Annotated in this window: 1 pseudogene; it reads left to right on the forward strand. The window is 67.9% G+C overall.

The features are described from left to right. Nucleotides 1–73: 73 nt before the first annotated feature. Nucleotides 74–611, forward strand: a pseudogene (locus tag RF638_RS16090) (IS1380 family transposase); the annotation flags it as partial.

Here is a 611-nt window from a genome sequence, read left to right on the forward strand (position 1 = left end):
GATGCCCGTCTGACCGGGAAGAATGGGACTTGTTCAGGGTTCCGTTCCACCGCGATGAGAGGGCATCTCGCAGATGCAAGTTTCCCACACGCCTGCTGCCGTGTCAGTTTCCTTCGACGAGCCGAACCTCATCGGGTCCGCCGGGCTGGTGCCGGTGATGGAACTGGCCGCCGAGGCCGGCCTGCACCAGCTGGCCGGAGGTCGGTTGAGCGTGCCGACCGACAAGGGCGCCAACGCCGGGGCGAAGGTCGCGGCCCTGGTGGCCGGCATGTGCACGGGGGCGGACTCGATCGATGACATGGCCGTGCTGCGCCACGGGGCGATGAAACGGGTGTTCGGCGGCTGCTATGCGCCCTCGACCCTGGGCTCGTTCCTGCGTGAGTTCACCTTCGGGCACGTGCGCCAACTCGACGCGGTCGCCTCCCGGTTCCTGGTGAACCTGGCCGGCCGGGCCCCGCTGCTGGGACGCACCGGCGCTGCCGGTGCGGATCCGGGGTTCGTTTATGTTGATGTGGACGACACGATCATCGAGGTCCACGGCTACCAGAAGCAGGGTTCCGGGTACGGGTACTCCGGGGTCCGTGGGCTCAACGCCCTGTTGGCCACCGCCA

This window comes from Kocuria sp. CPCC 205235 (genome assembly GCF_040980905.1).
GTDB lineage: Bacteria > Actinomycetota > Actinomycetes > Actinomycetales > Micrococcaceae > Kocuria > Kocuria carniphila.